The sequence below is a fragment of the Ligilactobacillus equi DSM 15833 = JCM 10991 genome, assembly GCF_001435735.1.
Taxonomy (GTDB): Bacteria; Bacillota; Bacilli; order Lactobacillales; family Lactobacillaceae; genus Ligilactobacillus; species Ligilactobacillus equi.
Genome location: NZ_AZFH01000049.1, coordinates 1 through 262, shown reverse-complemented (window position 1 = coordinate 262; position 262 = coordinate 1). Strand labels below are relative to the sequence as shown.

The window sequence follows — 262 nt, the reverse complement described above, 5'->3', positions numbered from 1 at the left end:
CTCAAAAAGGAACTCATTTAACGATTCAAGAGCGTGGACAAATTCAAGCCTACAAATAAATGGGCTTATTTAACCGTCAAATCGCTAGGAAGCTCAATAGGGCCCCTCAAACTATTAATAATGAGGTTAAGCGTGGATGGGTAAGTACTCACCATATGCAACAACTCAAAAGCTTGAAGAAGTAATTCCTACGGAATTTATTCCATGTGAACGTGGTTCAAATGAGAATGTAATTCGTATTATTAGACGATTTATCCATAAA

At 36.6% G+C, this 262-nt stretch carries 1 pseudogene; it reads left to right on the top strand.

What is annotated here, in order from left to right:
• Nucleotides 1–143: pseudogene (locus FC36_RS12445) on the top strand (helix-turn-helix domain-containing protein); the annotation flags it as partial.
• Nucleotides 144–262: the final 119 nt, after the last annotated feature.